Genomic DNA, 24,949 nt, shown 5'->3' with positions numbered 1-24,949 from the left:
AAATATTCAATCGACTTTTAGTGTAGCTAGGTGAAAGGGATACAGGTATAGTGATTTTAGTCATTTACTAATTGCATTTTTCACATCCGCTATGAAATCGATTACTGAAGAAGATTTGTTTGTTCTTACCGTTGAATCTGGCAGCCTCAAATCTGCGGCTGAAGTGATAGGTACCGATCCCTCCTCGGTAAGCCGAAAGCTCGCAAACTTAGAAAGTCGATTAGGAGTAAAACTTTTACAGCGCTCCACCAAGCAAACGGCTGCAACTGAGGTTGGGCTTGAGTACTATAAAGGCGTAAAGCAATTACTAGATGAAAAAAGGGAATTAGAAGAATCGATTTCAGGCACCTCAGCAGTGCCTTCTGGGACATTGAGGGTTGCAGCTCCACACGACTTCGCCGAGCGCTTCATTGCTCCTGTGGTACAAACCATGATAACCACCTATCCAGATCTCAATATCGAGTTACTGCTCGGCAGTCATTTTGAAGATCTCAAGGCTAAACAAATCGATATTGCAATTAGGATTGGCAAACTGGATGATTCCTCCTTGATTTGCCGACAACTAGGCCATGTACCACGGGTCTTAGTGGCCTCTAAATCGTATATTGAACGCATGGGACAACCACAACGCTTTAGCGATTTAAGCAAACTGGACTTTATCTTTTACAATAAACCTAAGCTTGATAATCAGCTCATTCTCGGTAAAGGCCTGCACCGTGAAGCTGTTGCGGTAAGTGGTAAACTCATCGCCAACAGTGTTGCAGTGCTAAAAAATTGGGTAAACGCTGGCCTTGGTGTGCATTACGGGCCGCTATGGGCATTTCAAGATGAATTAGCTATGGGCAGTTGTGTACAGCTACTACCTGAACTACACGATGAAAGTTATCCTATTCACGCACTGTACTTGTCGAAGCAATATACTCCCGCAAAGGTACGGGAGTTTGTTGAGCTATTGACTTCAACCTATCAGCAATACCGCTTCGATTAACGCAAATTACTTAGTAATTGCGCTAACTGTTTTTGCTTAGCGTCATTGAGTGGTAGCAATGGCGCTCTTGGACCACCGACATCCATACCTTTCAGTGCGAACCCAGCTTTTACTGCGGCGGCAAGGCCAGAGCTCACAATAAATTCCAGAAACTCAAACTGTTGATAAAATAGCCCTTGAGCACGTTCAAATTCGCTGTTTGCAACAGCCTGCAATAACTGTTTTGGCTTATCACCGATTAAACATGGCGCCGCAGTGCACCACCCTGCTGCACCGGCAGTCAATGCCTCTAATGCCATGTGATTACAACCGTTAAAGAATGGCACCGCTCCCTCACTAAGATGATAAATTTTGTGCATCCGCTGAATGTCACCCGAGCTCTCTTTAATCGCGACAACATTTTCAATGTCTGCCACCATTGCCAGCATTAACTCAGGTGTCATGTCCACACCACATACTGCTGGATTATTGTAGATCATGATAGGTAACGGCGAAGCGTTCGACACTTGCTGATAATGTTCAAATATCTCTTGCTCGCTCAATTGATAGTAAGAAAAAGGTGAAAGCATGATCATATCCGCACCAAATTGGTGGGCATACTTAGCATAAGTCGTGGCTTGTGCAGTCGTTAACGCTGCAATCCCGATGATAACAGGAACCCGCCCTGCGACATGTTTGACAGTAAATTCAGCAACTTGCTGCCACTCCTGCGCGGTTAAATAGGCCGCCTCTCCTGCGCTGCCAAGCGCAGCTATCGCATCCACATCGCCTGCAAGTAAAATATCTATCACTTCGCCAAGTTTAGCCAAATCAACCCCTTGCGTACAGGGATCGAACGGTGTCACGGTGTAACCGATAATACCTGAAATTTTCATCGCAATTCCTTAAATACAATCAACATGGAGTTTGAGTGCTTGCCTTGCATAGTATGCAAAGTTCACTTGATTTCTTTTTTCTGTCGACACCCAGTCATGCGCTTCTCGAGCAAGCTCAGGAGGTAAAGATTTGATATCTCCTGCCGCCATAGCAAGGAGTTGTAACTTAGCAGCGCGTTCAATTAATACCGCCAAATTGCACGCCTCTTCTATCGTTTTCCCTGTCACGAGCTGGCCGTGGTGAGCCAAAAACACCGCACGATTATTGCCAAGCGCCTCTGAAATAAGTTTGCCCTCTTCATTACCCACAGGCACTCCAGGCCAATTGGCCACGAATGAGCAGTCTTCATATAACGCACACGTATCCATTTGTGAGATTATCAGTGGGGTTTCTAGCATTGAAAGCGCCGCCACATGAGTAGGATGGGTGTGAATAATGCAATTCACTTCAGGATGATGTTGATAAATCCAGGTATGGAAGCGATTTGCAGGGTTTGCCATCCCCTTTCCGTTAATCGGATTAAGATCTGCGTCCACCTCAATCAGATTGTTTGCCGTGATCTCATCGAACCCAAGTCCCAACTGTTGAGTAAGAAAGTGATTCTCATGCTCTACTCGACAGGTTATCTGGCCTGCAAGCCCCGAGTCATGACCCTTATCAAAGAGTATTCGACAGGTTAGCGCGAGTTTTTCATGTTGACTAAAAGCCTTTGTGGTTAGTTGGTTTTGCATTTGAAGCTGAGCGTTTTGCATCAGCTCCCCTTTCCTCATTAGTGCTGTCTTCACCTATACTCTCCTCTTTACTGCTTGACAACGAGGATAAAGTAACGCCAAACTGGACCAAAAATAACATCCAGTTTTTTAATTTTAACTGGTCCAGATAAATACTCCGTTATGTCCAAATCTTGGCAAATGCACTTTTGTTTGACCCACTCGCAGGGGAAAACGATACATACCAAACTGCTCAATCAAATTACCTCAGACATCACTTTGGGCAGGTTAAATCCCGGCACTTTGCTGCCGAGCTCTCGGAAGCTCGCTGAACAATTAAGTATCAATCGAAAAACCGTACAAGTCGTTTACGAAGAACTAGAAGCACAAGGTTGGCTGCTTACAAAACCTCGCTCAGGGACTTTTGTTGCCTATGAATTGCCCGAGCAATCGTTAACTGATTCAACCCAGCATCTGGTCACGATGACGCAAAAGACCAAAGCAACATCTGGCCTTGTTGAAATGCTCTATCAAGACGCAATAGAGCCATTGAACGATTTCACCAGTTTAAATGATGGCAGTCCCGACTCTCGCTTAATCCCTTATACTCTGCTCGCCAGAACCTATCGTAAAGTTTGCATCGAATTAAGTCGCAAGGCGCAGCTTGGGTATGGCGATCCAAGAGGAACACCTGAGCTTCGCGGTGCAATTGCAAACATGCTAAGCTTTGACCGCTTTATGAATTGTAATATCGAGGAGGTTTGCATCGTTCGAGGGAGTCAAATGGGCATTTATCTCGCCTCAAAAGTGCTCGATCCTCGTAAAGGTGCAATTGTTGTTGAAGCACTTTGTTATCTCCCTGCAAAGGCGGCATTTGAGGCCCACGGCTTTGTCGTTTTGCCTTGTCCAATCGATGATAACGGTCTCGATACTGAGCAGCTCGCAGCACTGTTAGCTACCCATCCAATTGCTGCGGTGTATGTTACTCCTCACCACCAATACCCAACCACAGTAACCATGCCGATGGAGCGGAGACTCGCATTGTTAGCACTGTCAAAAGCGTATAATTTTGCGATACTCGAAGACGATTATGATCATGAGTTTCACTACAACACACGGCCTATTCCTCCACTTTCAAGCCTGCCAAATTCTGAAAACGTGATTCTTATCGGGTCAATGTCAAAAGTGTTTGCCCCAGGTTTGAGGCTTGGGTACATTGCCGCCGCGCCTGAATTTATCGAACGTATTGCACAACAGATAATGCTTATTGATAGACAAGGTAATACCGTCTCGGAAATCGTGCTGGCGAGCTTAATGGATTTAGGTGAAGTCAAACGCCACATACGCAAAACCAGAAGGCAATATCAAGCGCGTAGAGATTTTGCCATGGCTGAACTCGAACGCGTATTTGGAACACGGATCTCCTATCATATTCCCACAGGCGGACTGGCACTATGGCTTGACATTTCCACTGTTGCAAAGACAAACCCGCTGAGCTTTGCACCCAGTAAAGACTTTACCCTAAGTTCAGTGTTTACAAATTCACAGTCCCCTGCCAGCCATATTAGATTCGGCTTTGGCGCACTTTCAGAGCCGGAAATTTGCAAAGCAATACATTTACTTTATGACTCGCTGTTTGAGTGAAAACATTAACCAATTTCAAACGAAGTTACCCCGAACACTCGCGCTAATGGCAAATCAGGGCGTTCAGCGGTATACATTCTGGCGGTTTCAAAAGAAAGTGACATCTTGTACTTTTGTGCAAGCGCAACAGCAGCTGCATTTACTTCTGGCACATCCAAATAAATGGCCTCAGTTGCTGATACCTTGGACCTAAGCGCTAAGAAGAGTGTTTCTGCAAGTTCTGCGTTATCAGCATAAAGAGGTCCTATTTTATAGCCAATGTGACAAGGACGGATCACACCTATGGCTACAAGTGTGTCATCCTGTTTAATGCCTAAAGCGTGGCAGTTTGGCTGGTTAATCCAAGCGTCAACAAAGGCTACTCTTTTTGCTGGGAAAAACGTACTGTCGTACGCAATGACTTCTTCTATCGGTAATCTTTCAAGTGCCACTAAGTTTGTGCAATCAGGCGTTTCGCCGCCACCCACTCCTTCGTAGCGAATATTACGATAGGCGAGCTTAAAACCCGATTTTTTGTAATTCTCTTGCTGCGCGACCACTCCATCCAGTGCGACGTTACAACCAGCTAAATATTGAAGTCCTGCCTGCCAAATCTGCATCCCATAACCCTGACCTCGATACTCACGCTTAACGATATAAAAGCCTAAAAAACCAAATGAATCATCGTACTTAACCACCGAAATCGAAGCGATAGGTTCATCGCCTAGATAGCCAATTAAAAAGCCATTTGGATCGGCTTGATAGTAGCACTGTGCGTCGCTAAGCCCAGGATTCCACCCTTCTTGCAGAGCCCACTTTGCTGCAATTTCTAATTCAGTTAGATCCATTACTTTTATTTTAAATGCTCTATTTTCCATGGCGTATCTACTTTTCTCACCTGATGTAGTTTGTATTATAGCGGACAATCCGGCACTGCAATGGCCCTATCATAGGCATAATAAACCACAAATCTGGAGCAAATATAAAGTAACAATATAAAGGACAGGCACGCTAACGCCCGAATAGTTATTACACTGATTGATTTTCCACACACATCGCTATATGGTGTGCACCAAATACAATCCTAACGTATTAATTACCAAAAAATAAACCATAAAAAGGAGTTGTTTTATGGCCCTCTACATTAAAGATTCGGCGCTCGCATGCCCTGCAACAAAAGTGTTACAAGCGACTGATTTTTACAAGCCATTCCCGAGTTGCCAAGATGTCGCGTTTAATGACAATCAGCTATTACCAATAGGACTACTTGCCTATTCAAAGTTAGACGTAAACAGCGATGATAATGTACTTATCGCATTACCGATTTCTATGGAGATTTTTGATGGCGACCTTCCTTATATCTCGTACTCACTGACAGACAATGGGTGGCAAGTTGACGCTCACAATGTTGACAACCTAAGTGAAGAGACGGAGGATTTTGAAGACTATAGCGAATACTATCAGCAAGCAGCCAACTTCTACGCCAAACATCAACGACTTAACTACTCTCTTGACGAAAACGATGAAAGCGTTCCGCTATTTGAATTCGGTGGCCAACCCATACTCGGTTGCAATTGGGACGCCTATTTGTGGGATGAAGAAGGTGATGATGAAACGCGCTATTTTGACGCTATGGATGAGCAAAGTGGCGAGAATTACAGCCACTACTCCACTCGTGAAATTGGCTTTTTTGATGAAGAGCATGACGTAGATTTTGCCTACCTTGGTACCTTCTGCTTCTCCACTTATTTTGAGGGCGGTGGCGAAGGGATTGTTTTTTATAGTGCTAAACACAAGAGAGTATTGGTTATCGCCGAGTTTTCTTAAGTTCAATTAAATTCTCTCAAGGTACGATAACGAAAGTCACCGTGCCTTTTCATTCTGTGTTGGGTCAGGTCAACAAAGACCCTAAGCAAACTTTAAGTGAACCGATACACCCGTTTCGCCACTTTCAATCATCACCTCTACAGAAAACTTCTCACAAAGACGCTTTACTAGCGATAAGCCAATGCCTGTACCTAAACTATTAGGACCCCGCATACCAGACTCAAAGGCTTGCTCGTTTGCCGTAAAGATCTCTGGTAACCCTTGGCCATTATCCGCAATCGTTAGTGTATTATCTCTATAACGAATATGAATTTGCTCACCTTGGCTATGATGTACAGCGTTCTGTAACAGGTTTTGCACCACTAATCTTAGCTCCTGTGCGGCCATAGGAACAAATACATTGCCGGGTAAGTCGATACTGAGGACTTTATGCTCAAACAGCGCTTGGTTATTAATAATGCAGGCTTCAATCACGGATTGTAGATTAGTCTGCTCCGGTGTATTTGCTTTTTCCCGGGCAAGGGCAAGTAACGCTTCTAGTGTTAGCTGCATCTGCTGATCAGACTCCGCTATCCTTGCCACCAGCTCTTGCTGTTTACTGTTTAACTCAGTGTGGTTGAGTAAACTGACCGCCCCTTGGGAAATGGTGACAGGTGTTCTCAATTCATGGGAAATATCTCTGGTAAATTGGCGTTCACGCTCAACGAATGCTCGAATGCGAGCAAGGGCCGATTCTAGCGTTTGTGCAAATTTACCAATTTCATTTTGCGAAAACTGAGATGCAAAATTGGTCGGTAGGTTTTCAACGGGACTCCCGTCTACAATTACCATAAGCTCATCCAAAGGTTTAAGTAGTTTTTTTGCCAGCTTTACCGTTCCGAGTGCTAACAATAACGCGATCACTAATCCAATCGCCAATAGGCTCAGTGAAAAACCAAGCATCAAGCCTCGCAGTTCGCGCACTACAAGATGGCCGCTTACTTCAGCAAGCAATATGCCTTGTCCACGGTCGTCCTTGTTTAGAAAGGCGATATGATAATGTTTACCCGCCTCAGCGCTAAACTCTTTGCGGTTTGGTTCCTCAGCGAGTAGCGTTCTTACCACCGCGGGTAAAGTGTCGGTTGTAGGATGAAATGTAACGAAGTCAAAATGTGCTTTTGGTGTCTCGTTATTGACGATTTGAAGCGCTATCTGCTTTCTTTCATCCTCTAAAATTTGATAAAAAAAACTGTCTTCTATGATGTAGCTAAAAAGCAAAGTGATCAGTGAAAATAATACACTGAGCAACACGACGATAGAGACAAAATAAGTGATGATGCGGTTTCTTAGTTGTTTTGTTTTCATTTTTCTCAGTTGCTATTTCAGCTATAAATCCAGCACCAAGCCAACGCTGTGAATGGTTTTAATAATGGTAGTTGGAAATGGCTTATCTACCGCTTTGCGTAATTGGTAGATGTGTGACCGTAAAGAATCCGAGTCAGTGCCCTCCTCGCCCCAAATACGCTCAACGAGCTCACTCTTTGACACCGCTCGAGGATAACTTTCCATCAAAATTTTAAGAATATTGAACAATATTGGCGGTAACACGAGTGCAGTCTCACCCCGCGTTACTGTTTGATTTTGATAGTTGAGCGTAACCTGTTTATCTGCGTCCCCTACACTTAGTGTCCTTGCAGCAGATGTGGGATTTAATCGGCAAGTTAATGCGCTGACTCGCGCGGCTAGCTCCTCTAGCGAAAAAGGTTTGGTGAGGTAATCATCCGCACCCTGCGCAAATCCTGCTAATTTATCATCCAAGGTATCTCGAGCAGTTAACATGATGATGGGAATATGCCTGTCAGCTTGAAGCCTCAATCGCTGACAGACCTCTAGCCCTTCAATATCTGGCAGCATAATATCTAAAATAATACAGTCAAAATATTGCGTTAATGCAAGCTCACAACCCTGCTCTCCCGTATAAGCAAAGTCCAGATTATGTCCCTGCATATCGAAGTAATCGGCTATATTACTTGCAATCGCGGGGTTGTCTTCAATCACTAAAATATTGAGTTGTGAGCTTGCTTTCATTAATACCAGCCTTGTAGTTTTTTGTAGTAGCCTTCAGGCAAGAGATGCCCACCTTCAATGACTACATGATGTTTTTGCACACTCGCAATGGCTTCAAATAGTGCTTCATTTTCACGCTCGCTAGTGTATTCATCGTCATCAGCCGAGACCAACCACACCTTGGGAGAATCAACTGCCGTCGCAAAGTTTTTAATCGCCACTCGTGCCACCGCGTTAGTCAGGTAAGGCGGCACAATTGATAATACATTATCTACTCGCTTATCCAGCGCTGCTAGAATTAAACTGATTTGACCTCCCATGCTATATCCCGCAACACTGATTTGGTCTTGATCAAATTGCGGTTGAGTTGCAATCCAATCAAGCAGTACCCTGTGATCCTTTACCGAATCAATAATTAACTTTTCGTACGGTTCGCGCTTGCCCCACCAATCTAAATCATCCATTATTTTAAAAATACCATGTTCGAGATCTTTACGCTTACCATGATTTCTTGAATCAATGGCCACCACGGCATACCCGCTTGCTAGTGCCATTTTGGTAAGTTCATCGGTTTGCTCAAACGTATCATATCCTCTAAAACTCTCCTGCATCCAACGCACATAACTACGAGCCATCGCATGGACACCCACCATGATAGGCATTGGTTTACTAGCATCGTAATTAGTGGGGTAAATGATTTGGCCATTCACTTTATCACCGTCAAAACTAATGTATTCGAGTGAAAATTGATTGCCCTCGAGCGGCGATAGCTTTACCTCCACCGCCTTTTGCTCATAGCTATATATTTGCGTTAATTCCTCTGGCGTAACGCTGTATGGCTTTAATCCAAATACTGCATACCAAACAGCGGCAACGCCCGCGATAATTCCAGTCACTACTAACATTGCTTTTCTCCAGTTTTGCTTAACCATAAACTTTCTCTTTTAGTGCAATCAAACTCTCCGCCGTACCGTGCTTTTTAAGCGCTGCTTTTATTGTGGATTTTGCGCCAGATACATCATTTAGTTTGAGCTGTGCATTTATTAGTGCTTCGTACAGCATGGGGTGATCGATATCTGCAAGGGTTAATTGCATCAACTCAATGGCCACGGCAAGTTGATGAGCAGTTTGCGCATGCTGCGCTTGATATAAACCAGAGATCCCGAGCAACATAGGATCAAATGATGACTTATCCGCTAAATAACGCGCCTTCGCTTTGCTACTATCTGAAAAGAATTGCTCTACCAGCAAAATACTTTCATCGTCTTTGAATCGCGGTAACTCGCTTACCGTCAGACCTAGCGCCGCAACCATCGCTTTAGCAGTGTCTACCGTAGAAAAAGGGTTTTGCCCTGTGATCAATTGACCGTCAATACTGACCTGATTCAACATCAACCCGTCTTGCACAAACGATGCTCCACGCTCAATGAGTTTATCTTCAAGTAGGAATGGAAACTGTTTGGTCCACTTTTTACCAAACGCTGCTTCTTCTTCGTTGGTAAAGCCATTTACTCGCTTGCCAGCGATTAAGTACTCTCCATTTTCAAGCTTTACATCCACCAATGCAGCAGGACCATGACAAACCGCACCAATCACGCCGTTGTTAACGTAGATATCACGAATAATCGCCTGTAACGGCTTGGAGTCATGCAAGTCGAACATTGGGCCTTTGCCCCCAACCACAAATACAGCATCGTATTGCGAGGGCTCTAACTCACTCAGTCTTTTAGTGTTTTTAAGCTGCACCATCGCTGTCGTATCGTTACTGTATGCTTGATTGTAGGGTTTGTTCTTATCGAACTTATCGGCAAGTGGTTCACCGCCCTTTGGCGAGGCTAACGTGACTTTTATGCCATTTTGTTTGAACACGGCATACGCTTTACTGAGCTCGTCAAATTCAAATCCAGGTTTGCTTAAAGAGCCATCAGCCCCCATTTCGCCATAACTACTGAGCACCATGAGCACATGAGGTGTATTTTTATCTTGCGCAACCGCATTGATTGAAGTTGCTGATAAGGCAGCAACGAGAGATAAGGTTAATAGTGATTTGTTCATCATCCTGTCCTCGGGCCTGTTGACCCTTGTGTTGTTTTGTTACAGACACTTTATGCGGACAGGTGTGAAATGGATGTGAAGTCAATTCACATGATTTAAAAAGCGAAAAACAGTTAATTATGATGTTAAAGGCTTTGGAAATTTTGCTCTTACGTCGTCGATTAAGCGCTTGCGTGAGCTACGTTCACGCTCATGAGGCGCAAATAAGGCACTGGCCTCATCCAATAAATCAACCACTTGGTGAAGCTGAGTCAGTTCATCCAGACTCAAATGTTCATCTCGTGCCAAATACTCATTGATGATAACGATAGCGGCTTCTTTATTTGCAATATCTTCAGGTAAACCCGTTTTAGTACAAAGTCCGTAAATACCGCCAAGGAAGTGTTGCCACTCACTTTCTAAGTGCGCGTCGATGTCTTGATCCAGTTTTGCATCTCGCGGATTAAAGCCTTGCGCTTTTAATCTATGCAGTTGGTTTTTATAACGTTTACTAAAGAGTGCAAAGGCTTGTGCTTCATCCGCTACTTGTGACACAGCACCAAGCCACACTAAAGCCCCTTGCGGATAAAATTCCAGGCAGCTTTCATCACTGTGCTCGCCAAAGAAAGAATCGCATTCGAGCTTCAATGCTAACTTATAGGCGGCTTTTGGCATCAAACGCTTTTCAATTAACGTAGTCAATTCAAGATGGGATAACTGCGACTCGCGCAGCAAGGTTTCTTTGGTAATAAAATGCGTCTGCAGATAGGTCAGTAGCTCCATTGATTATTCCTTTGAATTAGTTAGCTTTATTTTTGCCGTGAGCGCAGTCGCGATGATAATCAAGCCAAGCAAGTTAATGTTTACGGCTATGGTTTCTAGGTTCAACTGAACCGTTAATAGCAGCCCTGATGAAAATTGGATTAGCGTATCATCAACGACTACGCCAATGGACATAAGCGCGCCGAGCACCGCAGCCCAGCTTAAGGCCCTGAGTTGCTTTTGATATAACTTAAACGCAACCATCAAGCATAAAAAGCTTGCTGTAAAGTCGAGGATTAACGTCAATTCCGGATGGTTAAATACACCCAGTACTAACAATACCACCCCTGCAAAGCCAGCTGCAGCTACTAAGAAAGTCGTGATTTTTGAACTGATTATGTGATGAGAGAACATTGCTTTATTATTGTTAGTTAGGTTAGCAGCAGTATAACCGCTAACCCTTTGCGTAAAAAATATTATTGTACCTTTTTCACCATTTCTTCAATATATTTGATGGCAATAAATGGATCTGTTTCATCAAACAGGTGAGACGCATATTTCATGGTAATGGGCGTAACATTATCGCCAATTTCTTGCAGCTTTATTTGGGAGTCTTTTGAAGTTTGAGTATAAACATCAACATCGGCATAGCTCATACCAGTAGAGCGAATAGAAACATGAGGGATCCCACGTGACAGTATAGTAACTGGTATTTTCCGGTTGATATTGTACATCTCTGTATGGGCAGAAGCTTCTTCCAAATCTTCTAATGAATGAGTATCTCGCTCCCAGTTGATGATCCATTCCATTATCTTCCATGCTTCTTTGGACATCTTACTTTTCATATCGTGATACCAAGACTCATGAGCGATATCGATAAGCACCATACCTTTTACTTTTTCAGGGTTTCGGTTGGCATAGGCTCTTGCAACAAAACCACCAAAAGAGTGAGGTACAAGTACCAAATTATCCATTTTAGTGGCTTGAGTGAATGCCTCAAGCTCTTGTGTAAGCTCCAACATAGTCCGTACTCGAGGCTTCGCAAAAGTGCTTTTTCCGGTGCCAGCTCTATCATAAAAACATAAGCGATAGCCTTTTGGATTTATGTTATGAATGGTGTTTTTGTAGGTTTCATGAGCATCAAGGCCCATCCCAGCTAGTAAAAGTGCGGTAGTCTCGCCCTCTCCTTTACAAGCATAGGCAAGTTTGTTGCCATTTATTTCCACATATTGATAATCATGTTCATGAACTGATTGGTTGGCGCTGGCCACTGAACTGTAAGCGACGAGTCCGAGTACTGCTGATGTTATTGTTTTCATTGTCCTTTCTCATTTTTAAGTTTTCCCAATAACATACTAATTAGTTTACTCGATAAACACAATAAAGTTTCAGAAACTTCTGAAACCTTATTAACTCAACGTATAAATGAAATAAGCTACATAACCCATAAACAAGATACCACCTTCTCGACGACTAAGCTTCAGGCCTGAAATAAGTAGTGGAGTACAAAGTAAAGTTGCAACGATCATGACCGAAATATCCGCACTTAGCATACGATTTGTCACTTCCAAAGGGCTATTGCTGATAAGTCCAGCCACGCCTAGGACACCGAGTAAATTGAATAAGTTACTGCCAATCACATTTCCTACCGCTATATCAACATGCCCTTTTATGCTCGCCGTTACTGAGGTAACCACTTCTGGTAGCGAAGTACCTATTGCAATAATGGTTAAGCCAATCATCACTTCATCCACCGCTAAAGTACGGGCAAGTTGCACCGCGTTATCAACCATCAACTGTGCTCCAAATATCAACAAACCAAGCCCTAAAATAAATTGCACTGTATTAACAGCGCGCTCACGCCAGCGGTTTGGTTGTTGCGATGACGCTGGTTCATCATTTTTGTGACTAAGCGCACGACCTTGCACAAATAAATACACAACATACAGCAGCAAGAGCAAACTCAGCAATCCAGCATCAAAGCGACCTAGCTCACCATCCCAAACCAACGCAGCAACAATAAAACAGGCGATCACTAGCATAGGAATATCTCTTTTTACCAATGTTTGTGACACCACCAGCGGCGCTATCAGCGCTGATATACCCAATATAAATAAGATATTAAAGGTATTACTGCCAAGCACGTTGGCAACAGCTAAGCTGCCTTGCCCAGCTACTGCAGATTGCACACTGACCGCAAGCTCAGGAGCACTGGTACCAAAGGACACAATAGTTAATCCAATTAGTAAACTGGGTACGTTGAAGCTCGCAGCCAGTTTAGATGCGCCCACGACTAAACGGTCAGCACCGAATACCAACAGTGATAAACCTAAAACGATATAAATAATATTGATTGTCATCGATGCAAACCTTGCGTTTTGATGAAACGTTAGCTTAAAAAACCCGAGAGTAGAATTTACTACTCCTTGTTTACACTCACTTAATTCACGTTATAGCGCAACTAAACTAAGGGAAAGATTTGTCACTCTTGACGAGCAAAATAACTCATTAGACTGAGACTTTCTATTTGTGTCTAATGCGCGAAAATTAATGAGACCTATCACTCAGTGAGTAGCCGCCATTGATGGCGCACTGCAGGCTGAACTCTAACTTACGTTAAGGAACTTGAATGACCAAATTTACCTCTTCTGAGCAAGCACGTGAATGCTACAACGTGCGCCACTGGAGCCAAGGCTTCTTTGGTATTAATGATCAGGGAGAGGTTACTGCGATGCCGAACCAACAGCAGCCACAGCACGCCGTAACTCTGACAAACATTGCACAACAAATTAAATCTGAGGGTTATACCCTACCTGCGCTAGTGCGTTTTCCACAAATTCTAGAACAGCGTGTACATAATATTGTTGGTGCGTTTAATCAGGCGATTACTGATTACAGCTACCCAGAAGATTATTTATTGGTTTACCCAATTAAAGTAAACCAACAAAAAGAAGTCATTGAGGGGCTTATCGCAAGCCAAGCAACCAGCGATAAAAAACAGCTTGGCTTAGAAGCTGGCAGTAAAGCTGAGTTACTTACCGTATTAGCGCTCAGTGAAAAAACCAGCGCAGTGATCGTGTGTAATGGCTACAAAGACAGAGAATACGTCCGTCTTGCGCTTATCGGTGAAAAATTAGGCCATCAGGTTTATATCGTTTTAGAAAAGCGTTCTGAGCTCGACATCGTGATGGCAGAAGCCAAAGCACTCAACGTTAAACCTCGTTTAGGCTTACGCGTACGTTTGGCATCACAAGGTAAAGGAAAATGGCAAGCAAGCGGCGGCGAAAAGTCCAAATTTGGTCTGTCTGCATCGCAAGTCCTTACGGTTGTTAACCAATTAAAGCAAGCTGACATGCTAGACGCGCTGCAACTGGTGCACTTTCACTTAGGCTCGCAAATGGCCAATATTCGTGACGTGCGCGTTGGTGTGGGTGAAGCAGCTAGATTCTACTGCGAATTACGCCGTTTAGGTGCAAACCTGTTGAATTTAGACGTAGGTGGCGGACTTGCAGTGGATTACGATGGAACGCGTAGCCAGTCGTCCAACTCGATGAACTACAGCTTAGCTGAATATGCAAACAACATCGTTTACACCGTAGGCGATACCTGTAAGCAATACAATCAGCCAATGCCAAAGATCATCTCTGAGTCGGGTCGTGCGCTAACGGCGCATCACGCGGTATTAATCACCGATGTGATTGGCACCGAAAGCTATCAAGTAGAAGAGATAACTGCACCGGTAAGTGACGCCCCAAGACTGCTACACAATATGTGGACGTCTTGGCAGGCGCTCAACGAGCAGAGTGATGACCGCGCGTTGATTGAAATTTTTCATGATACGCAGGGCGACTTGGCAGAAGTACACAGCCAATTTGCGATGGGCCTATTAAGCCTTGAGCAAAGAGCATGGGCGGAGCAAGTAAATCTGCGTGTCTGTTATGAGCTGAACAAGCGTATGGATAACAAAAACCGTTTCCATCGCCCAATTATTGACGAACTCAGTGCTAAGCTTGCGGATAAATTCTTTGTGAATTTTTCGCTGTTTCAATCTTTGCCAGACGCTTGGGGTATTGAACAGGTATTCCCTGTCCTGCCACTCAGCGGGTTAACAGAGGCGCCAAAGCGCCGCGCGGTATTACTGGATATTACCTGTGATTCTGACGGTACGGTGGAGCATTATGTGGATGGCCAAGGTATTGAAGCCACCCTACCAGTACCAGAGTTTTGCAAAGATAAACCCTATTTATTGGGATTTTTCTTGGTGGGTGCATACCAAGAGATTTTAGGTGACATGCACAACCTATTTGGCGACACCCACACCGTTGTAGCCACATTAGATGACCAAGGCGAATTGGCGCTTGGTAATGTTGATGCGGGCGACACCGTTGCCGATATGATGCGTTATGTACACCTTGATGTTGAACAATTTAAGCGTAACTTTGCCAACCTAGTTGAAAGCAAACTACCGCTTGAAGAACGAGCTACCTGCCTGGCAGAGCTTGAAACCGGCCTTGACGGCTATACTTATTTGGAAGATTTTTAACCCATGAGCCACTTATTCGATCACACCGATCATTCTCTGTACTCCAACGGCATGACATTTTTACGTCAGCCAATGGTACGCAATATCACAGATATTGATGCAGACGTTGTGGTACTTGGCTTGCCATTTGACTTGGCAACCTCTGGGCGCCCAGGCGCACGCTTGGGTCCAGATGCAATCCGTCGCGCATCCGTGCACTTAGCTTGGGAAAGTAAAAAATACCCTTGGTCATTTGCATTGTGGGACAAAATTAAACTTCAGGACGCTGGCGATTTCACTTACCCAGTTGGCGATCCTGAGTATTTCACTGCGCAACTCGAGCTAGCTGCTCTGCAAATTTTGCAGCAAGGCAAAACGCTATTAAGCCTAGGCGGCGATCACTTTGTGACCCTGCCATTGCTGCGTGCTCACCAGCAAATTCACGGTAAAATGGCGCTTGTACATTTTGATGCGCACACAGACACGTACAGCCAAGGCTCACGCTATGATCACGGTACTATGTTCTATCATGCTCCGATTGAAGGCCTAATAAGCCCAGAGCATTCAATGCAAATTGGCATTAGAACCGAGTACACAGAGCAAGGCCACGAGTTTGGCGTGATTGACGCTATGGCAGCAAACGACTTAAGTGCCGAAGAAATAGCAGCACAAATCAAAGCACGCGTTGGCGACTTGCCGGTGTACTTAACCTTTGATATCGACTGTCTAGACCCAGCATTCGCACCAGGCACCGGCACCCCAGTATGCGGCGGCCTAACCAGCGACAAAGTGCTGAAGATTTTACGCGCACTGCAAGGACTAAACATGATAGGCATGGACGTAGTAGAAGTCTCCCCTTCCTACGACCAAAGCGAGCTCACCGCAATCGCCGCCGCCACCATTGCACACGAACTACTGCATCTGTGGGCAGTAAAGCATAAATAACCGGATGCAGGGTTAGATTAAGCCACCTTAACCAGGTGGCTTTTTTGTTTGGGGTTGATCTTTGGATAGTAAGTACGGGTCAAGTTTTAACATTGTGCTGTGGTAAACATTTTAATCTGGTGCACCGCAACCAACCCACCAAGCCTCAAAATTCCTAGTCTAAAACGTCAACTTAATGCTTTTGTTAGCCATTTCTTTGATATAACCAATTAATTTTAACTAGCTCATTATCAATAACAGAGCTATGAAGCTGCTGTGTACCACATTGAAACCACGAGAAATTTGCACGGAACCGATGAAGTTGAGATATTTTCTTCTTAACACACTCTGTAAGTGGTCTAGATGACCAGGGGTTTTCAAAAAATATAATACCGTCCTTCAATAACAAAATTGCACCATGCAATTGGTTACGCTGTCTAAAAAGACCTTCTTTCTGCTGTTGATAAGAATCAAAGTTAAGGTCTAGATACTTAAGTTCAGTTCTTTCAGAAGCAAATACGCTCTCACCCGCCTTCCCATAAAATGCATGCCAAACACCAAAACTACCAGTATAGGCTGTACCTGCGTGTAAAACTGTTTTTAGTGGTTGTGTATCGCTGCTATATACATCAAAGCCATGAGTTAAATCTAGCCACAATAAATTTGTAGCATCTTCACGAGCCTGATCTTTCTCGCGCTTATAATTAATGACGCGGTCAATTACTTTATTGGCTGGATATTTCTTAGCTCCGGCAGTCTGACCTGTTAATGGGTATGAGAAGGCGAGAACAACAGATTTACCCTTTTGATTTTTTTTCTGTTCATTCACAGCAGTTATATTTTGCTGTGATGTCTGAGGGCAATAAACCTCAGCATAACCAGAGTCAAATAGCTTAAAGTCTGGCGTTTTATCTCCTTTAGCTTCAGGTAGAGGCTTAAGCTCATTAAACGACTCAGCTAGGAGTCCACCAGCAATCAATTCAGCAGCAACTTTCGAGTTAAGGTTAATCTGTTCATGCATATTAGTATAGGGCGATGTTGATAAAGCTTTCAGATTATCTATTAACCATGAAATGTGCATATCACGATCAATTAATGCTTCGACTGCGACTGAAAGATTAAGTAAATTCGAATAATTACCAGCACACACGCCATTTTCTGCATTTGTCAACATCATATGACCAAGATAGCTATCAGGTAAGACTGATATATCATTATTCTTCATGAATTCATCAAAATAGTGATATCCAAAATCTTTTAATTCCATAATCTATTACTCCTGACAGTATGCTTAGACGGTTAACGAGCAGATTAACTTACTGGTGTTTAAAAAAGTAAATAACAAATACTAATCACAAACTTTTAATTTTGCTTAATTAATTTTTTAGCCATTTTGTTAGTCTTTCTTTTTACAGCTTTGGACAGTGACCGACGTACATTTAACCTCACACTCAAACGAATCCCCATTTGTAGATGAGTCCATTTTTACAGTAAGTAAACCAGAATCCTCTTTACGAGAAATATTCAAAAAATACAAGCAATTATCATAAGTGAAGTCTCTAAGAGATGCTTTAATAATGCCCGATAGCTCAAGTTCTAATTGTATGTAATACAGGAACTCATAAGAAGCTCCACTTCTCTCTCTGACTGGTAAGTCGAGTACAACTAATAAACTAGGCTGAATGACACCGCCATCATTACAATTACCACTATGAAATGCTAACTTCTCAATATAGGCATCGTGAAAACTAGGCAACTCATCAAACTGTTCTTTTACTATTTTGGAGTTATCGATGAACTCCCATGCTGGATCAAATTTCACATTAGCCTCTAAAAATACCAACGCCAGTATATGAGCGATGGGCGTGGAAAAGCTTGGTCATAGCGACAAACAAATACAGCCTGCTATCTTGTGTACTGTCGTTTAGGTACATGTTAACCTTTGTTACTCAAAGCCATGCTCACTGATTTTTATATATGAAGTAGTTTGAATTGTTTTTTCGCCAGCACTTGGCAACTTGGCGGTGATTTGATATTGCTTTGAATTGGTGCTTAAAATCCAACTATTTTCGTTTCTAATTTTCTTTGTTGTTATCGAACCATCAATAAATTTAGCTAACCCTTTGGCAAAGCCACTCTGAACGCCTTTATCAAAAGTTTCTTGAATAAGTTCATCTATAGATGTATCGAAATTATCGCCTGTTGCAATTGCATGTTTAATTTTATCAATTAGATCGTGCATTTTTTGTGTTGGATTAGAACCAAATGAAACAATTTCTGTTTCTTCTTCAATAATACCTATCCATTTATTCATTGATGTTGAACAAGCTTTTTTCCAAACATCATCTTTAGACTTCATCCCTACTCCTTAGTTTTTTTGAAAACTCTCACAGTCTATATTCTCCAAAATGCCTGAATAAAAATAGTCACTTCGAACGCTATTGGTTTATCTAAGAATCCCACGGAACAACTTCAAAGTAAACAGGTAGATAGGCGCGTAATAAAACTCTTGGGCAACATTTGGAATTTTCTTTCTGGTGTACTGCTTGCAAACAGTTCAGCTGCTAAAGAAAAGCCAAATCTCACATGCAACTTATTTCCCCCTCCATCACACCCGAAAAGTATAAGCCGATATGCAATGTGCCGACAGGATGTCGGCCAAGTCTTGTCTGGCACAGGGACGTGCCTTACAAGACGGTTGCACTATATCGGCTTAGGATTTGAGGATTAAGTGTGATGCTAGGGCGACGTTTTCTTGGTTCGCTCGATCGCGTCGTTTCAAAAGAATGAACGAGGAGCGCGTGGATGCGCTTTGATACCTATCAAAAAAGCAATCTCAAGTTAACGTATTCAGGTCGGTCTTGTAATTTATTTTGGTTTTTTTAAAGATTAAGCATGCCATCTCGCCAACAAAGCACTTGTACCAAGTATGGCCCAATGATAATTTGCACATCACAAGGAATGAAAAGGTAATCACTGTACGTTTTAAGTACCTTCAACACAGACTTGAGACCTGAACTCACATCGCCACTTTTTTATTTGATAAACGGTCATGGAATATAAACAACCTAAAACACTATTCGAGCGTAGGCTTGATACGCCGGATCAAAACCTTTATCTCGTCTCCATTCAGGATGATGGAACTGTGTTATCTGCGTATGGTAGATATGCACACAATTCAGGTGCCAAAACCGTATCTTGGAATGAATTTCTTCAAGGGGATATGAATTCCCTCGTGGAAAAAACAATGGGAATTGCTGTACTAAACGAAGTGCTTGAAAAATTACGGACGCTGCAATCATGATAAGAAAATACACTGAAGATGACATAGATACCATACTTGAAATTTGGTTGAGCGCATCCATTCAAGCACACGGCTTTATCTCAGCTGAGTTTTGGCAAGCTAATTTAGAAAATATGCGTAATATTTATCTCCCTGCTTCAGAGGTTTACATCTACGAGCTGAACTCCGACGTTGTCGGGTTTTACGCTTTACACCAAAACAGCTTAGCCGCCCTATTTGTGAAACCAAAGCGGCAGGGAAACGGCATAGGCAAACAATTGCTTACTCATGCAAAAAATCAAAGACCGATATTGACGCTTTGTGTATACAAAGAAAATCAAGCAAGCTATCAGTTTTACCTATCTCAAGGCTTTAGTGTTATCGCTGAACAGAAAGATGAACATACAGGGTATCCAGAGTACGTGATGAGTACAAAGGTTTAGTGGGTCGAATAGCGCTTCGATTATTCGAACCTACTACACTATGATGGTTATGTGCTGCTTGCAAACAGTCCGATGATTTAAGTAAAACCTGAACGCGCAGGCAACACCACTTTTCCCCCACATCCGAAGGCATCACTTCTCGGCGGGTGAACCGCCTATAAGACTGTTTACATCCTCACTCAAATTGCGTTAACCACTCTTTTAACACACTATTTAACAAGGTTTGCTGCTCTCTACTCATCCCTTCAACCAATTGGGCTTGAATGGCGATATGCGGTTCAATCAGCTTTTCAATCAGGGCGAGGCCTTCTGCTGTTAATTCAACTGTTACACTGCGGCGGTCTTCTTTACAATGCTCACGTTTGATAAGGCCTTTTGCCGCTAGCTTATCTAAACGATTGGTCATCGCGCCAGAGGTGAGTAGCATGGTTTTAAATAGCTCTGATGGAGTTAAGCGAAATGGCTTGCCGCTGCGGCGCAAGGTAGCTAACACATCAAATTCGCCCAAATTTAAGCCATATTGCTTATGTAGCTTTTCAACTTCGGCTTCCATATGTTTAGCTATGCGCACTAAGCGACCCATTATCGCCATGGGCGTTGTTTCTAACTGTGGTTTTTCGCGAGCCCACTGCTCTTGTACTCTATCAATCGCATCCATCAATATTTGCCCCGACAACAAACTTTGTAAAGAAATATCTTAACATAAAGATACTTTACAAAAAGTGTTTTTAGTAATATCTTACCGCAAAGTATCTCAACATAAAGATAGTTAATGTGAATATACTCCTCGCGATGATCCCTGCATTTTTATGGGGCACCACGTACGCGGTAACACAATACACCCTTGCGGACTGGCCGCCTCTTTTACTTGGCGCTATTAGAGCGCTTCCAGCTGGGCTTATTTTGCTAGCAGTTAAGCCAAGTTTGCCAAAAAAAACTGACTGGAAAATACTATGCGCCCTTGGGGCGATTAATATCGCGGCCTTTTTTAGCATGATCTTCGTGATGTCGTTAACGCTACCATCTGCCATATCTAGCGTGGGCATGGTGTCTGTGCCAGTGTTCGCCATGCTTTATCATTGGTTAGTCAATAAGCAACGTCCGGGATTGGTGCAAGCGTTCTGCGGCGCGGCGCTTATTGCGTTGGCTTGGTTGCTATTTGATCCGAGTTCACTGAATTTAAACCCTCTTGGTTTAGCGGCAATACTTGCGGCAATAATTTGTATCGTGATCGGCAGCTCAATCACTAAGTCTCTTGGTGATCGCATGCATTGGTGGACGGTGTTAACTTGGCAGCTCATTATTGGCGGCGTTATTCTCACGCTCGCATCAAGCGTTCATGGCGTGATCGCACCAGCTAAGTATATTGCAGCTTTTAACAATTTCTCGATGACCAATCTCATCGGCATATTATGGGTTGTGCTCCTGAACACCGCACTGGGTTATAGTTTGTACGTGTGGTTACTACAACGTATGTCTGTTGTGGACTTTACCTTTGGTGGTATTGCAAATCCGATTGCGGGTATTTTGACGGGGCTGGTGCTACTGGGCGAGACGTTCACGCCGCTTCAGTATAGTTTGATGGTTGGCATGATTGTAATGCCGTTATTACCGCAAATTATCGTCACTACCCTACGAAGCCGAGCTGTGCCTGCTAAGTGTGAGGTAAACTAATCAGTTGAGCGCATAGCAACTATGCGCTCGTTCCTTTAAAAAGGCGAAACTAAAGTGCGAGTCGATAGATATATAGCGACTCGTCACTTGCTACGCCCAGATCATTGACACAGGACTCAACAAACTGGCCGCCTATTTTTTCAATGATCCGCTGGCTCGCAATATTTGACTGTAAGCATTGAAACTCCACAGTTTTAATATCACTTACCTCTCGAAGCCTGGCAATAACCTGTTCAAGCACTAGACCGATTAAGCCGTGACCTCTTGCCTTTTCGCCAAGCCAATAGCCGATTTCGGCAGTTTGCGTTTGCGCATCCATATACTTGATCCCAAACACACCACAAAACTCGCAATTAAATTCAATAGCAGACCAAAGTCCGCCAACTTGGTTGTTTATACGTGTGTCGATGTATCGCTCTGCATCAGCCTCGGTATGTAATGTCGCAACCCACGGCAGTACGTTTTGTAAACTTTCACGGCTACTTTGTACGCAATCAAATAATGGCTTTGCATGCGTCAAAGCAAGGTTTTGTAGTTTGAGATTGGCAGAAATATCTAGTTGCACGGGATGTTCAGCTCCATTTACTTACCTCTATTCAAATACAGGTCTAAAGAAGCTGCGTTCATAGCTGATTATACAACCGGTATCATCTGCAAATTTAATTGCAGCCTGACACTGTGCATCTTGAAACGATTCGTTGCGATACGTTTCATAGGCTGCCAAACTGGGAAAGGTGAATAATGCCAAGGCAATATTACTTGCACCTTCCGATGGTAAAAAGTAGCCATTATGCTGGCCACCAAAGCGATTGACGAGTGGGATCCACATTTTGGCATATTCCTCAAAGTCAGCAATTTTTGCCGGATCAACAACATATTTTAAGTAGCAAGTAACCATACAACCTTTCCTTTTTGTTAAAAACACCAGTTTCACTTTGCTCTACACAGCGATAGACAGTGTGCGAGATTACTTTAAGCGTTAATAACATGAAGTTAAAGTGATATGGGACTATCTGTCTCGATTAAATGCTCAACCCAAGGTATTAATTCAGCGTAATGCTACTGACAGTAACTGACACACCAAGAGAGTATCGTAGCTGCAACTTTTTAAAAAATGATGGAATTCCATGATGGTCACCGTTGATTCTTTGGTGTTATATGTAAGCGATATCAAGCTTAGCGAAGCGTTCTATAGACAGCTATTCCAATGTGAGACTGTAAAGCTTTCTCCAACTTTTGTTTCTATGAAGTGTGCAAACAACATCTCCATTGCACTTAAACAAAACACAGCCCTTACACCACCAAGTCGCATTACCGGGGGCGGTACTGAAATCTCTATTATGCAACCAAGCCAAAAGGCGTTTTTTGCTTTATACGATACATGGAAGTTACTAGATATTGAGTTTGCTCGGGTCCCGCAAGCCGAGGTATATGGCGATAGTTTTATCGTATTAGACCCAGATAAACATCGTATTCGCGCGTTTGTCGTAAATGAATAAATTTGGCAAAAGCAGCTAGCGCTTCAAGGTGTAACAGGTCTTGACAAACCAACCCATAGTAACACGCTGCTTACCCTCCAAATCAAATCACCCAATTTCTTACTTGCATGGCGGCAATAAAATAGTAAAACATGTCCCAATGCCCTCTTCACTCTCAACCAATAACTCTCCACCATGCTCTTTGATTATATCGTAGCTAATGGAGAGCCCGAGTCCTGTGCCTTTACCTACAGGCTTAGTAGTAAAAAAGGGGTCAAATATCTTATCAATGATCTCCTTGGGGATCCCAACGCCACTGTCTTGCACACTGATCGCAACACTGCCATTTTCCAAATACGTTGTTACCTTAATCTCTCCTTCACTCTTTAAAGCCTGCGCTGCATTGATGAGTAAGTTTGTCATTACTTGAATTAGCTTGCCTTGGTTCCCCAGCACTTGAGGGACTTCACCTAACTGTGTGATCACGTTCGCATGATATTTGAGCTTACTCTCAACCAGATTTAACGTTGTCTTTATGCATGCATTAATATCGCAAGGTTGCAATTGAATAGTATCAGCTCTTGAAAACTGCTTGAGGTCGTTCACAATCGCAGAAACTCTTTGTAGCCCAGTCATCGACTCATCAATAAGCTCTGTACAATCGCTATTAATAAAAGCAAAGTCTTTGTCTTTAACAAATTGATTGAACGTATGACGTTCACCAGGTTCAAGTCCAAGCTGAACCGCACGCTTTGCAAGCTCAGCATAATCGCCATGATAGTGACGCATCACATCAAGGTTACTCATCACAAAACCGAGCGGATTATTTATTTCATGGGCAACTCCGGCAGCCAATTGACCCACAGAGGCCATTTTTTCTGAGTGAACAAGCTGTTGCTGCGCGGCTTCAAGCTCTCTGTTGGTGGCCTCAAGCTGCTGATTTTTCTGATTCAGCTTTTCAGTTCTCTGTGCCACCAGTTCTTCTAAGTGTTTATTTAGCTCAATCAAATCATGCTTATATCGTTCTCGACGCTCATGCTCTTCGGCTAAAGTTTGTGATAGTTCATCAAACGCTAAAGACAGTTCTTGTAACTCATCTTTACTCTGTATTGGTTTCCATTTGAAATCAAATACGCCTTTTTTGACATTACGAGCGATAAATTTAGCTTGGCTTTTCAATATATACAGGTTGGTTGTGAGATATATCCCCAGAAAATAAGAGAAAATAGCAACTAACGCCATTTCAAACAGCGCGATAGAAACCGTCCAGCGTTTTACTTCTGACATCGTTCGATTTATGGTGCCAATATCTATGCCTATCTGAATAGTGCCAAATAGTGTCCCTCCCTCAACAATATCAGCATGAATATCAAAAATACCGTCCATGACTTTCGCAACTAACGTATCATCTTCAAATGTGCGCGTTTTAAAGCGCTCGTTTCCTGCAAAGGAAAGTGTTTGGCTTTCACCATCGATCACTTTAACGTAAAGGATATCTGGGTTGCTTAATAACTCATTGGTAAAAGCATCTAGCGTGGCTAAATCGTACGACAGCACAGCATCTTTGGTCGCGCTCGCAAACAAACGTGCAGTCGTGGTTGCGCGTTTATTCATGGCGTCATTTGCGGACTCCATCATAAAATCAATCACCACAAATATGAGCGCACTCAACAGCACCGCTTCAATAATAGCGGTGCCAATCATGGTTTTGAGTCTTAACGATACTCTTTTCATTCAGTTGTGGCGCTTCTTAATCATC

Annotated in this window: 27 protein-coding genes; 9 read left to right on the top strand and 18 right to left on the bottom strand. The window is 43.2% G+C overall.

The features are described from left to right. Positions 1 to 91 precede the first annotated feature (91 nt). Complete coding sequence (locus EXT47_RS07245) at positions 92 to 988, top strand: LysR family transcriptional regulator (RefSeq protein WP_130126195.1); 897 nt, start codon at positions 92 to 94, stop codon at positions 986 to 988. Here the strand turns inward: EXT47_RS07245 and EXT47_RS07240 are convergent. After that, positions 985 to 1,863: a dihydrodipicolinate synthase family protein gene (locus EXT47_RS07240; protein ID WP_130126194.1), complete on the bottom strand. Its 879-nt coding sequence runs from the start codon at positions 1,861 to 1,863 to the stop codon at positions 985 to 987. The genes EXT47_RS07245 and EXT47_RS07240 overlap by 4 nt on opposite strands. Before the next feature lie 9 nt (positions 1,864 to 1,872). Next, the gene (locus EXT47_RS07235) at positions 1,873 to 2,649 is read right to left on the bottom strand and encodes an aldolase (RefSeq protein ID WP_130126193.1); all 777 of its coding nucleotides are present in this window, start codon (positions 2,647 to 2,649) and stop codon (positions 1,873 to 1,875) included. A gap of 108 nt (positions 2,650 to 2,757) precedes the next feature. Between EXT47_RS07235 and EXT47_RS07230 the strand changes: the two genes are divergently transcribed. Further along, complete coding sequence (locus tag EXT47_RS07230; RefSeq protein WP_226899091.1) at positions 2,758 to 4,218, top strand: PLP-dependent aminotransferase family protein; 1,461 nt, start codon at positions 2,758 to 2,760, stop codon at positions 4,216 to 4,218. Positions 4,219 to 4,223: 5 nt separating this feature from the next. On the opposite strand, the gene EXT47_RS07225 is transcribed toward EXT47_RS07230, so the two are convergent. Next, positions 4,224 to 5,075: a GNAT family N-acetyltransferase gene (locus EXT47_RS07225; RefSeq protein WP_130126192.1), complete on the bottom strand. Its 852-nt coding sequence runs from the start codon at positions 5,073 to 5,075 to the stop codon at positions 4,224 to 4,226. A 253-nt stretch (positions 5,076 to 5,328) separates the two neighbouring features. Between EXT47_RS07225 and EXT47_RS07220 the strand changes: the two genes are divergently transcribed. Next, positions 5,329 to 6,024, top strand: coding sequence for a hypothetical protein (locus EXT47_RS07220; RefSeq protein ID WP_130126191.1), 696 nt, complete (start codon positions 5,329 to 5,331; stop codon positions 6,022 to 6,024). Positions 6,025 to 6,105: 81 nt separating this feature from the next. Here the strand turns inward: EXT47_RS07220 and EXT47_RS07215 are convergent, their stop codons facing one another. The 8 genes from EXT47_RS07215 to EXT47_RS07180 all read right to left on the bottom strand — a co-directional run bounded on the left by EXT47_RS07215 (position 6,106) and on the right by EXT47_RS07180 (position 13,226). After that, a complete protein-coding gene (locus EXT47_RS07215; RefSeq protein WP_130126190.1) occupies positions 6,106 to 7,368 on the bottom strand; it encodes a sensor histidine kinase KdpD in 1,263 nt (420 codons plus the stop codon). 21 nt (positions 7,369 to 7,389) lie between these two features. Further along, positions 7,390 to 8,091: a response regulator transcription factor gene (locus EXT47_RS07210; RefSeq protein WP_130126189.1), complete on the bottom strand. Its 702-nt coding sequence runs from the start codon at positions 8,089 to 8,091 to the stop codon at positions 7,390 to 7,392. Next, positions 8,091 to 9,002 carry a dienelactone hydrolase family protein gene (locus EXT47_RS07205; protein WP_130126188.1) on the bottom strand — a complete coding sequence of 304 codons (912 nt, stop codon included), beginning with the start codon at positions 9,000 to 9,002 and terminating at the stop codon, positions 8,091 to 8,093. Before EXT47_RS07205 ends, EXT47_RS07210 begins: the two co-directional genes overlap by 1 nt. Further along, entirely contained in the window at positions 8,995 to 10,128 is a 1,134-nt protein-coding gene (locus EXT47_RS07200) for a type 1 glutamine amidotransferase domain-containing protein (protein WP_226899094.1), read from the bottom strand. Before EXT47_RS07200 ends, EXT47_RS07205 begins: the two co-directional genes overlap by 8 nt. 114 nt (positions 10,129 to 10,242) lie before the next feature. After that, a complete protein-coding gene (locus EXT47_RS07195; protein ID WP_039495616.1) occupies positions 10,243 to 10,887 on the bottom strand; it encodes a DUF6058 family natural product biosynthesis protein in 645 nt (214 codons plus the stop codon). Between the two features lie 3 nt (positions 10,888 to 10,890). Further along, positions 10,891 to 11,280 (bottom strand): hypothetical protein, encoded by a 390-nt coding sequence (locus tag EXT47_RS07190; protein WP_130126187.1) that lies wholly within the window; start codon positions 11,278 to 11,280, stop codon positions 10,891 to 10,893. A gap of 62 nt (positions 11,281 to 11,342) precedes the next feature. Further along, positions 11,343 to 12,185, bottom strand: a complete 843-nt coding sequence (locus EXT47_RS07185; protein ID WP_130126186.1) for an alpha/beta fold hydrolase — start codon at positions 12,183 to 12,185, stop codon at positions 11,343 to 11,345. 90 nt (positions 12,186 to 12,275) lie between these two features. Continuing rightward, positions 12,276 to 13,226 (bottom strand): calcium/sodium antiporter, encoded by a 951-nt coding sequence (locus EXT47_RS07180; RefSeq protein ID WP_130126185.1) that lies wholly within the window; start codon positions 13,224 to 13,226, stop codon positions 12,276 to 12,278. A 269-nt stretch (positions 13,227 to 13,495) separates the two neighbouring features. On the opposite strand from EXT47_RS07180, the gene speA reads away from it, so the two are divergent. Then, positions 13,496 to 15,409, top strand: coding sequence for a biosynthetic arginine decarboxylase (gene speA, locus EXT47_RS07175; protein WP_130126184.1), 1,914 nt, complete (start codon positions 13,496 to 13,498; stop codon positions 15,407 to 15,409). A 3-nt stretch (positions 15,410 to 15,412) separates the two neighbouring features. After that, positions 15,413 to 16,333 (top strand): agmatinase, encoded by a 921-nt coding sequence (gene speB / locus EXT47_RS07170; protein WP_010604538.1) that lies wholly within the window; start codon positions 15,413 to 15,415, stop codon positions 16,331 to 16,333. A 184-nt stretch (positions 16,334 to 16,517) separates the two neighbouring features. Here the strand turns inward: speB and EXT47_RS07165 are convergent, their stop codons facing one another. The 3 genes from EXT47_RS07165 to EXT47_RS07155 form a co-directional block, all read right to left on the bottom strand. Further along, the gene (locus EXT47_RS07165) at positions 16,518 to 17,579 is read right to left on the bottom strand and encodes a hypothetical protein (protein WP_039495606.1); all 1,062 of its coding nucleotides are present in this window, start codon (positions 17,577 to 17,579) and stop codon (positions 16,518 to 16,520) included. Between the two features lie 129 nt (positions 17,580 to 17,708). Continuing rightward, a complete protein-coding gene (locus EXT47_RS07160) occupies positions 17,709 to 18,134 on the bottom strand; it encodes a hypothetical protein (RefSeq protein ID WP_039495604.1) in 426 nt (141 codons plus the stop codon). Between the two features lie 123 nt (positions 18,135 to 18,257). Beyond that, complete coding sequence (locus EXT47_RS07155; protein ID WP_039495603.1) at positions 18,258 to 18,671, bottom strand: hypothetical protein; 414 nt, start codon at positions 18,669 to 18,671, stop codon at positions 18,258 to 18,260. A 693-nt stretch (positions 18,672 to 19,364) separates the two neighbouring features. Between EXT47_RS07155 and EXT47_RS07150 the strand changes: the two genes are divergently transcribed. Together EXT47_RS07150 and EXT47_RS07145 are read left to right on the top strand one after the other, a co-directional pair. Next, the gene (locus EXT47_RS07150; RefSeq protein ID WP_039495601.1) at positions 19,365 to 19,616 is read left to right on the top strand and encodes a hypothetical protein; all 252 of its coding nucleotides are present in this window, start codon (positions 19,365 to 19,367) and stop codon (positions 19,614 to 19,616) included. Next, entirely contained in the window at positions 19,613 to 20,038 is a 426-nt protein-coding gene (locus EXT47_RS07145) for an N-acetyltransferase (protein ID WP_039495600.1), read from the top strand. Before EXT47_RS07150 ends, EXT47_RS07145 begins: the two co-directional genes overlap by 4 nt. 175 nt (positions 20,039 to 20,213) lie before the next feature. On the opposite strand, the gene EXT47_RS07140 is transcribed toward EXT47_RS07145, so the two are convergent. Continuing rightward, entirely contained in the window at positions 20,214 to 20,696 is a 483-nt protein-coding gene (locus tag EXT47_RS07140) for a MarR family winged helix-turn-helix transcriptional regulator (RefSeq protein ID WP_045989463.1), read from the bottom strand. 116 nt (positions 20,697 to 20,812) lie between these two features. Here EXT47_RS07140 and EXT47_RS07135 point away from each other — a divergent pair, with 116 nt between their 5' ends. After that, positions 20,813 to 21,712 (top strand): DMT family transporter, encoded by a 900-nt coding sequence (locus EXT47_RS07135; RefSeq protein ID WP_205991255.1) that lies wholly within the window; start codon positions 20,813 to 20,815, stop codon positions 21,710 to 21,712. Between the two features lie 49 nt (positions 21,713 to 21,761). Here EXT47_RS07135 and EXT47_RS07130 read toward each other — a convergent pair whose 3' ends face one another. Then, entirely contained in the window at positions 21,762 to 22,277 is a 516-nt protein-coding gene (locus EXT47_RS07130) for a GNAT family N-acetyltransferase (RefSeq protein WP_130126183.1), read from the bottom strand. A gap of 27 nt (positions 22,278 to 22,304) precedes the next feature. Then, positions 22,305 to 22,610 carry an NIPSNAP family protein gene (locus EXT47_RS07125; protein ID WP_130126182.1) on the bottom strand — a complete coding sequence of 102 codons (306 nt, stop codon included), beginning with the start codon at positions 22,608 to 22,610 and terminating at the stop codon, positions 22,305 to 22,307. A 229-nt stretch (positions 22,611 to 22,839) separates the two neighbouring features. Between EXT47_RS07125 and EXT47_RS07120 the strand changes: the two genes are divergently transcribed. Then, positions 22,840 to 23,211 carry a VOC family protein gene (locus tag EXT47_RS07120; RefSeq protein ID WP_240701599.1) on the top strand — a complete coding sequence of 124 codons (372 nt, stop codon included), beginning with the start codon at positions 22,840 to 22,842 and terminating at the stop codon, positions 23,209 to 23,211. Between the two features lie 99 nt (positions 23,212 to 23,310). On the opposite strand, the gene EXT47_RS07115 is transcribed toward EXT47_RS07120, so the two are convergent. After that, complete coding sequence (locus EXT47_RS07115; RefSeq protein ID WP_240701598.1) at positions 23,311 to 24,924, bottom strand: sensor histidine kinase; 1,614 nt, start codon at positions 24,922 to 24,924, stop codon at positions 23,311 to 23,313. Positions 24,925 to 24,949: the final 25 nt, after the last annotated feature.

Origin of the sequence: Pseudoalteromonas sp. CO342X, assembly GCF_004208915.1 — a bacterium.
Classification (GTDB): Bacteria; Pseudomonadota; Gammaproteobacteria; order Enterobacterales; family Alteromonadaceae; genus Pseudoalteromonas; species Pseudoalteromonas maricaloris.
This window is presented reverse-complemented; position numbering and strand designations above follow the sequence as displayed.

Excerpts from the sequence above, each read along its gene's own strand:
- EXT47_RS07155 (WP_039495603.1), bottom strand. The coding sequence starts at position 18,671 with ATGAAGTCTAAAGATGATGTTTGGAAAAAAGCTTGTTCAACATCAATG.
- EXT47_RS07240 (WP_130126194.1), bottom strand. The coding sequence starts at position 1,863 with ATGAAAATTTCAGGTATTATCGGTTACACCGTGACACCGTTCGATCCC.
- EXT47_RS07210 (WP_130126189.1), bottom strand. The coding sequence starts at position 8,091 with ATGAAAGCAAGCTCACAACTCAATATTTTAGTGATTGAAGACAACCCC.
- EXT47_RS07120 (WP_240701599.1), top strand. The coding sequence starts at position 22,840 with ATGATGGTCACCGTTGATTCTTTGGTGTTATATGTAAGCGATATCAAG.
- EXT47_RS07200 (WP_226899094.1), bottom strand. The coding sequence starts at position 10,128 with ATGATGAACAAATCACTATTAACCTTATCTCTCGTTGCTGCCTTATCA.
- EXT47_RS07225 (WP_130126192.1), bottom strand. The coding sequence starts at position 5,075 with ATGGAAAATAGAGCATTTAAAATAAAAGTAATGGATCTAACTGAATTA.
- EXT47_RS07125 (WP_130126182.1), bottom strand. The coding sequence starts at position 22,610 with ATGGTTACTTGCTACTTAAAATATGTTGTTGATCCGGCAAAAATTGCT.
- EXT47_RS07140 (WP_045989463.1), bottom strand. The coding sequence starts at position 20,696 with ATGGATGCGATTGATAGAGTACAAGAGCAGTGGGCTCGCGAAAAACCA.
- EXT47_RS07190 (WP_130126187.1), bottom strand. The coding sequence starts at position 11,280 with ATGTTCTCTCATCACATAATCAGTTCAAAAATCACGACTTTCTTAGTA.
- EXT47_RS07215 (WP_130126190.1), bottom strand. The coding sequence starts at position 7,368 with ATGAAAACAAAACAACTAAGAAACCGCATCATCACTTATTTTGTCTCT.
- EXT47_RS07195 (WP_039495616.1), bottom strand. The coding sequence starts at position 10,887 with ATGGAGCTACTGACCTATCTGCAGACGCATTTTATTACCAAAGAAACC.
- speB (WP_010604538.1), top strand. The coding sequence starts at position 15,413 with ATGAGCCACTTATTCGATCACACCGATCATTCTCTGTACTCCAACGGC.
- EXT47_RS07165 (WP_039495606.1), bottom strand. The coding sequence starts at position 17,579 with ATGGAATTAAAAGATTTTGGATATCACTATTTTGATGAATTCATGAAG.
- EXT47_RS07150 (WP_039495601.1), top strand. The coding sequence starts at position 19,365 with ATGGAATATAAACAACCTAAAACACTATTCGAGCGTAGGCTTGATACG.
- EXT47_RS07220 (WP_130126191.1), top strand. The coding sequence starts at position 5,329 with ATGGCCCTCTACATTAAAGATTCGGCGCTCGCATGCCCTGCAACAAAA.
- EXT47_RS07115 (WP_240701598.1), bottom strand. The coding sequence starts at position 24,924 with ATGAAAAGAGTATCGTTAAGACTCAAAACCATGATTGGCACCGCTATT.
- EXT47_RS07180 (WP_130126185.1), bottom strand. The coding sequence starts at position 13,226 with ATGACAATCAATATTATTTATATCGTTTTAGGTTTATCACTGTTGGTA.
- EXT47_RS07230 (WP_226899091.1), top strand. The coding sequence starts at position 2,758 with ATGTCCAAATCTTGGCAAATGCACTTTTGTTTGACCCACTCGCAGGGG.
- EXT47_RS07185 (WP_130126186.1), bottom strand. The coding sequence starts at position 12,185 with ATGAAAACAATAACATCAGCAGTACTCGGACTCGTCGCTTACAGTTCA.
- EXT47_RS07145 (WP_039495600.1), top strand. The coding sequence starts at position 19,613 with ATGATAAGAAAATACACTGAAGATGACATAGATACCATACTTGAAATT.
- speA (WP_130126184.1), top strand. The coding sequence starts at position 13,496 with ATGACCAAATTTACCTCTTCTGAGCAAGCACGTGAATGCTACAACGTG.
- EXT47_RS07205 (WP_130126188.1), bottom strand. The coding sequence starts at position 9,002 with ATGGTTAAGCAAAACTGGAGAAAAGCAATGTTAGTAGTGACTGGAATT.
- EXT47_RS07245 (WP_130126195.1), top strand. The coding sequence starts at position 92 with ATGAAATCGATTACTGAAGAAGATTTGTTTGTTCTTACCGTTGAATCT.